Source organism: Streptococcus sp. Z554, from assembly GCF_053010305.1.
This window is the reverse complement of sequence record NZ_JBRKNV010000011.1, coordinates 41,693-48,863: the sequence shown is the minus strand read 5'-3', so window position 1 is coordinate 48,863 and position 7,171 is coordinate 41,693. Positions and strand designations below refer to the sequence as shown.

Sequence of the window (7,171 nt, the reverse complement as noted above, 5' to 3'; positions counted from 1 at the left end):
TCGGGAAGTAGCTCAGCTTGGTAGAGTACTTGGTTTGGGACCAAGGTGTCGCAGGTTCGAATCCTGTCTTCCCGATTGATATTACGAAAACAAGAACACTGGTTGTTCTTTTTTTGTTGGCTCTTTGTCAACTGTAGTGGGTTGAAGTAAAGCTAGGCTCGAGAAAAGACAAATTTCGTCCTTTCTTTTTTGATGTTCAGAGCGATGAAAATTCGTTTCTTAAAGTTATCAAAGTTTCGAAAACCTAAAGCATTTAGTTTGATAAGTTTGATGAGATTATTCGTAGCTTCCAGTTTTGCATTTGAATAGAGTATCTGAAGGAAGTTGACGATTTTCTATTTGTCCTTTAGAAAGGTCTTAAAGACAGTCTGAAAAAGCAAGAGCTGATAGAGATTATTGTGGTATTTCAAGTCTTCTGAATAGCTCAATAGTTTGTCTAGAATCTCTTTATTGGTTAAGTGCATACGAAAAGTAGGACGATAAAATCGCTTATCGCTTAGTTTACGACTATCCTGTTGGATTAGTTTCCAATAGCGCTTGATAGGCTTGTATTCAGGAGATTTTCGTTCAAATTGATTTATTACTTCAACATGAATGAGACTCATAGCACGGCTTAAGTGTTGGAGTAAAACAGTCCAGTGGAGTATTTTAGCCTGAGTTTAGAAATATAATAACGAAGGGTGAATGCGATCCAGAACGATTTTAGCTTTTGGGAGTGAAACAGTCTGAGAGACTGTTTCAACATCTCAGGACATAAGCACAGGAAGACGAGAAAAATTATGCTTAAAGTGAAAATCATTGAGCTTTCGAATGACAGTTGACGTTGAAATGGTTAGCTGTTGAGCAATGTCGGTCATAGACGTCTTTTCAACCAGCTCCTGAGCAATTTTTTGATGAATAATACGAGGAATTTGATGTTTCTTTTTGACGATAAAAATCTTAGCGACTGACATTTTCTAACAATGATAGCACTTGAAACGACGCTTTCTAAGGATGATTCTAGTAGGCATGCTAGTTGTTTCAAGGTAAGAAATGTTAGAAGGTTTTTGGAAGTCATATTTCCTCATCAGACGTCCACAATCAGTCCAAGCTGGGACCTCATAATCCAGCTTAGCGAGGATTTTCTTGTGTGTATCTCTATTGACAACATCCATAAATTGGATATTAAGGTCTTTAATGTCAATGAGTTTTGTAATAAAACGTAATGGTTCCATATGATTCTTTCTAATGATGGTTTGATCGCTTTTCATTATAGGTCTTATGGGATTTTTTTCTACAACAAAATAGGCTTCATAATATCCATAGGGGATTTACCCACTACAAATATTATTGAGCCTTTTTGTTTATCATGAAGTTTCTATGTAACCTCTCAATAAAATAATTTCTCTCAGTTTTGGCTGACTTTTATTTACTTATAAATCTTTGCTGAAATATTTAAAAAAATTATTATTTGTTAAAAAAATCACAAATATTTGAAAATATAGGAAATATATTATATAATTAACCTAAATATATAGCGTGAAAAACGCAAGGAGGAAAAAATATGGCAACATTTTACGTTCCAGCAGTCAACCTTATTGGTAAAGGTGTGGTAAATGAAGTTGGGCCTTATGTTAAGGAGTTAGGCTATACTAAGGCTCTTTTGGTGACAGATAAGTATATAGAATCAAGTGATATCTTGCCAAAAATTTTAAAACCTTTAGATGATGAAGGGATTGCTTACGTTATCTTTAGTGATGTTGAACCTAACCCTACTTGTAAAAATGTTATGGATGGGGTCGCTGCTTTGAAAGAGCATAACTGTGACTTTATCATCTCTGTCGGTGGTGGCTCTCCACAGGATGCAGCTAGCTGTATTTCTATAATCGCTACTAATGGCGGTAAGCCACAGGATTATGAAGGTTTGCATAAGTCTGCTCAAAAAGGCCTTCCTGTTGTAGCTATCAATACTACTGCAGGTACATCAGCAGAAATTACCATCAACTACGTTATCACTGATGAAGAGCGTAAGGTTAAAATGGTAATGGTTGATAAGAACAGTCTTGCTCTTATCTCTGTTAATGACCCTGAATTGATGATTTCAAAACCTCAAGCTTTGACTGCTGCTACTGGTATGGATGCTCTTACTCACGCTGTTGAAGCTTTGGTAACACCAGGTGCTTATGATGTGACCAAGAAACTCTCTATCGGAGCTATCGAGTTGATCAAAGAATATCTTCCACGTGCAGTAGAAAACGGACACGACATCGAAGCTCGTGAAGGTATGGTTAATGCTATCTTCCTTGGAGGAATGAGCTTTAACAATGCTGGACTTGGCTATGTTCACTCAATGGCTCACCAATTGGGTGCTGTCTATAACTTGCCTCATGGCGTTTGCTGTGCTATGCTTTTGCCAGTCGTTGAGCGTGAAAATGCCAAACGTGTACCTGTAGCCTTCCGTAATGTTGCTAAGGCCTTGGGTATGCAAATCGAAGGAAAATCAGATGAAGAATGTGCGGCTTATGCTATTTCTGAAATTGAAAAACTTTCTGAAACTGTCGGTATTCCTAAGAAATTGACAGAACTTGGTATCGAAGAAAAAGACTTTGACTTTGAATACCTTTCTAAGAATGCCTTGATTGATGCTTGTGCACCAGGTAATCCATTCATGCCAACTTTGGAAGAAACTATTGCTTTCTATAAGGAATTGTTCTAAGCAAAGCTCATTTGGAAAATCTTTTAGGGATTGTAAATTTAAGATTCTTACATTAGGAATTCCTCCCGAATATTCAATTAATGTATTAGGAAACCAAATACTATTCCTATGATTTAAAACCAATAATATTTAAGAAGAACTATCCTTGTGATAGTTCTTTTTTGGAAAATTTGATATGCTAGGGTTATGAAGAAAATCAAAATCGATGTAGTGGCTGTTCCCTTAAGTGGGCATCTCTATCCTACTTTGAATTTACTTGCACCACTATTACAAAATCCTCAGTATGAGATTCGTTTATTCACTGGTCCTCAGAAAAAGGCTGTTGCAGAGGCGGTTGGTTTTCAGGTTCTTCCCATTTTAGAGGGACACGTAAAGGAATTTGAAAAAGCTGCCAACAATAAGGAGCAGTTAGGAATTATTTCAGCCTATCGGCAGTTGTCTGCTAGTCTTGATTTAATAAACCTAGTTTCGGACCAATTAATCCAAGAATGGACAAATCACCGTCCGGATATTGTCATAGTGGACTTTATCACACTATCTGGCGGACTTGTAGCTGAGCAGATGGGGATTCCGTGGATAACAACTATGGCGACCCAGTTTGCGATTGAAACGACAGAGGGACCTCCTTGTTTCTTTGGAGGAATGGGGTCTCCCCGGAATAACTGGCAAGTTTTACAACAGTTTCTTGGAAGAAAAATAACTCATTTGGGAAAACGGATAGTAACTTTTTTATTACGAGACCGCTTAAGGCGTTATCATTTTAAACTTTACAATCAGAAAGGCCAAGAAACTATTTATTCTCCCTATTCTATCTTAGGTGTTGGGATGAAAGAAGTGGAGTTGAAGAAAGGGTTTCCTAAGCATTTTCGTTGGGTGGGCCCATCAGGGGCTTCAGTTGAGGCTGGAGAGGATTATCCTTTAGATTTAACTCCTTTTATAGAGCGAAAGAAAGTTTTGGTAACTTGTGGGACACAGCTAGCTTGGGCTAAAGAGAACCTTATCTATCAAGCTAAGCAACTTGCGAAAGCTCATCCGGAATGTCACTTTTTTGTGACTCGTGGAGTTGGTGGGGAAGCTTTTCAATGTGAGAATCTCATGGAGAATCTGTCCCTTGTTTCTTATCTCCCTTATAAGGAGTACATCCCTCAGATGGATTATGTCATTCATCATGGTGGAGCTGGGATTTTTTATCAATGTATTATTTATGGTAAACCAGCTTTGATTCTGCCTCATGATTATGACCAATTTGATTATGCTGTTCGTGGGGTTGAAGCCGGTGTTGCTTTCTCAGCTAAAAGAGATAATAGCAAGGCCATTGGACAAGCCTTTGAGGAGCTGTTAGCTAAAGAAAATTGGCCAGAATTAGAGACTTTGCGCCAAGCAGCACAGTCTTATCATCCGACGGAAATTTTAGAGAACGAAATTCATCGTCTGCTAGCAAATAAGGAGAAAGAAAAATGAAAACAGTCTTAGTAACTGGAGCGACAGGTTTCTTGGGTAAATATGTAGTCGAAGAATTAGTCGAGCATGGTTATCAGGTCCGAGCTTTTGGTAGAAATAGAAAAGTTGGTCACTCCTTAGAGAATTCTTCGGTCAGTTTTTTTCAAGGGGACCTAACCAAAGCTGAGGATGTGGGAGAAGCTTGTAAGGGGATGGATATGGTCGTTCATGCGGGAGCTCTGTCAACAGTTTGGGGTCCGTGGGAAGATTTTTATCAGGCCAATGTTTTAGGGACTAAAACGGTTCTCGAAGCTTGTCGCCAAGCTGGGATTCAGCGCTTAGTCTATGTATCTTCACCAAGTATCTATGCTGCTCCTAAGGATCAGCTGGCTATCAAAGAAAGTGATGCTCCAGAGGAAAACAATCTCAATAATTATATTCGTAGTAAATTAGCTTCGGAGAAACTCTTTAAAGATTATCCAGATGTTCCTAGTATCATCTTGAGACCTCGGGGGCTTTTTGGGATTGGAGATACCAGTATTTTGCCACGGGTGATCAATCTTAGTCAAAAAATAGGAATTCCTTTGATTGGAGATGGGCGTCAGCTCATGGACATGACCTGTGTGGAAAATGTAGCTTTGGCAATTCGTTTAGCTTTAGAAGTTCCAGAAGCAAAAGGTGATATCTATAACATCACTAATGGCGAGCCAAGAGCTTTTAGGGATTTGCTAGAAGAAAGTTTGACAGGTTTGGGTTATCCAATCAAATATAGAAAAATTCCAGCATCTCTCTTATCGGGAATTGCCAGTAGTTTAGAATTTCTATACAAAACTCTGAATCTTAAAGGGGAGCCAGCCCTGACACGCTATACCTATTACCTGCTTCGCTATAGTCAGACTCTTGATATTAGTAAGGCTGAGAAGGAGCTGGGTTATCATCCAAAAATAAGTATTTCAGAAGGGATAGAGCAATATGTCCAAGATTATCGAAAGCATTGAGTATTTCCCAGCAGGATATTGTACTAGTTATACCGGCTTACTCTTTAAGGGTGTCAAGAATAGAAAGATGACTTTTCCAGCAGGTGTCTTTTTAATCAAGCATAGGGAAAAGGGGTATCTGCTTTATGATACTGGCTATCACTATGATATTAAGAGGAAACTTCGCTATGGCTTTTATCGTCTAGGAACGCCAGTTCAAATGACGGAAAAGGATCAGATTTCACATTTGCTGAAAGCTAAAGGAATTAAGCCAGAAGACATTAACTATGTCTTGCTTTCTCATTTACATCCAGATCATCTGGGAGGGGCTAGTTTCTTTCCTTATGCAAACTTTATCCTGACTCAGGAAGTGTATGATGTTTATAAGAAACCAAAACTAAAAGATTTAATTTTTAAAGAATTTTTGCCGACTACTTTTGAGGAAAAGTTGACAGTTATTAAGGCAGATCAGCAGAATGCTAACTTTAACTATCGGCCTACCAAGGATCTGTTTGGAGACGGAAGTATCCTTGTAGCTTCGATAGATGGGCATGCCAAGGGGCAAGCTTGTCTCTTTATTCCAGACTATCATCTTTTTATCGCGGCGGATCTTTGTTGGGGAATAGACCTCTTGCCTTATACCAAGCAGATGCACCTGATTCCTTCCTTGGTTCAAGATAGCAAGGCTGACTATATTAAGGGAACAGAGTTACTGGAAGAAGTCTTGATAGACGGTATTGAGGTAGTTGTCAGCCACGACCCTGTAGAAAGGATTGAGCGGATTTTGTATGAAAAAAATAACCTTTCTTAAAACGTTTATCCAAACTCGGTGGCTTCATCATTTTAAGTCTCGAGAAGCTTTAGAAAACTATCAGAAAAAGCAACTGGCTAGCTATATGGCCTTTCTAAGACGTGAGTCACCTTATTTTAAAAATGGTGTACCTAGCGACTTTGACCATATGGACAAGACTTTTATGATGACCCATTTCAATGAGCTCAACACCCAAGGAGTGGATCGAGACGAGGCCTTGGCGTTGGCTATCGAAAGTGAAAAGACTCGAAATTTTACAGAGCTCAAAGGAGAAATAGCTGTTGGGTTGTCTTCTGGAACATCTGGACACCGGGGGCTCTTTATCACGACTGAAAAAGAGCGAAGCATGTGGGCGGCAGCTATCTTGGCAAAAATGTTGCCTAAAGGTCAACTTTTTGGACACCGCATCGCCTTTTTCCTCAGAGCGGATAATGAACTCTATCAGGCAATCAATACGGCGCTCATTCGTTTAGAATACTTTGATATTTTCAAGAATACAGACGAGCATATCGATCGACTGAATAGCTACCAACCGACCATTGTGGTGGCACCTGCTTCTATGTTGATTGAATTGAGCAAGCGCCTAAAAGCAGGAGAGCTAAAGATTCATCCGCAAAAAATCGTCTCAGTGGCAGAAATATTAGAAGATAGTGATCGAGAACGGATTGCTGATGCTTTTTCTCTATCCATGATTGACCAAGTCTACCAAGCAACCGAAGGTTTCCTAGCCTGTACGTGCTCTGCTGGAAATCTTCATCTCAATGAAGATATCATATTTGTAGAAAAACACTATCTGGATGAACGACGGTTTTATCCAGTCATAACGGACTTTAAACGAAGCAGTCAGCCTGTTTATCGCTACCAGCTCAACGATATCTTGGTTGAAAATCCTGAACCTTGCCCATGTGGCTCTCATTACACAAGGATTGACAAGGTAGAAGGTCGATCTGATGATATCTTCTACTTTGAAGGGTTGGATGGAAGTCAAGTAACGATTTATCCTGACTTTATCAGACGTTGTATTCTCTTTGTGGAAAATGTTGGAGATTATCAAGTCAAACAACATTCTGAGAAGTTAGTGGAAGTTTGTCTGAGTCGGAGGGACGAGCAAGTTGAAACAGCGATTACAGAGCAGTTTCGACTCTTGGCGCAACAAAAAGGGTTTAAAACACCTGAAATACAATTTTCAGATTATCATTGGGATACAAGTCGTAAACTCAAACGTATCCAACGTTTATGAAAGGACAA

At 39.1% G+C, this 7,171-nt stretch carries 5 protein-coding genes, 1 tRNA gene and 1 pseudogene; 6 read left to right on the top strand and 1 reads right to left on the bottom strand.

Annotation, left to right across the window (positions count from 1 at the left end; all coding sequences use genetic code 11):
* The first annotated feature begins 1 nt into the window (after position 1).
* Positions 2-75 (top strand) — tRNA-Pro (locus ACVC7R_RS08320).
* Positions 76-152: 77 nt separating this feature from the next.
* Here ACVC7R_RS08320 and ACVC7R_RS08315 read toward each other — a convergent pair.
* A pseudogene (locus ACVC7R_RS08315) lies at positions 153-1,214 on the bottom strand (transposase).
* Positions 1,215-1,543: 329 nt separating this feature from the next.
* On the opposite strand from ACVC7R_RS08315, the gene ACVC7R_RS08310 reads away from it, so the two are divergent.
* The 5 genes from ACVC7R_RS08310 to ACVC7R_RS08290 all read left to right on the top strand — a co-directional run bounded on the left by ACVC7R_RS08310 (position 1,544) and on the right by ACVC7R_RS08290 (position 7,163).
* Positions 1,544-2,695, top strand: a complete 1,152-nt coding sequence (locus tag ACVC7R_RS08310) for an iron-containing alcohol dehydrogenase (protein WP_447264322.1) — start codon at positions 1,544-1,546, stop codon at positions 2,693-2,695.
* 186 nt (positions 2,696-2,881) lie between these two features.
* Positions 2,882-4,156, top strand: coding sequence for a glycosyltransferase (locus ACVC7R_RS08305; RefSeq protein ID WP_447264321.1), 1,275 nt, complete (start codon positions 2,882-2,884; stop codon positions 4,154-4,156).
* Complete coding sequence (locus tag ACVC7R_RS08300) at positions 4,153-5,133, top strand: NAD-dependent epimerase/dehydratase family protein (protein WP_447264320.1); 981 nt, start codon at positions 4,153-4,155, stop codon at positions 5,131-5,133. The genes ACVC7R_RS08305 and ACVC7R_RS08300 overlap by 4 nt, the downstream gene beginning before the upstream one ends.
* Positions 5,108-5,923, top strand: a complete 816-nt coding sequence (locus tag ACVC7R_RS08295; RefSeq protein ID WP_447264319.1) for an MBL fold metallo-hydrolase — start codon at positions 5,108-5,110, stop codon at positions 5,921-5,923. The genes ACVC7R_RS08300 and ACVC7R_RS08295 overlap by 26 nt, the downstream gene beginning before the upstream one ends.
* Positions 5,901-7,163, top strand: a complete 1,263-nt coding sequence (locus ACVC7R_RS08290; RefSeq protein WP_447264318.1) for a F390 synthetase-related protein — start codon at positions 5,901-5,903, stop codon at positions 7,161-7,163. The genes ACVC7R_RS08295 and ACVC7R_RS08290 overlap by 23 nt, the downstream gene beginning before the upstream one ends.
* Positions 7,164-7,171: the final 8 nt, after the last annotated feature.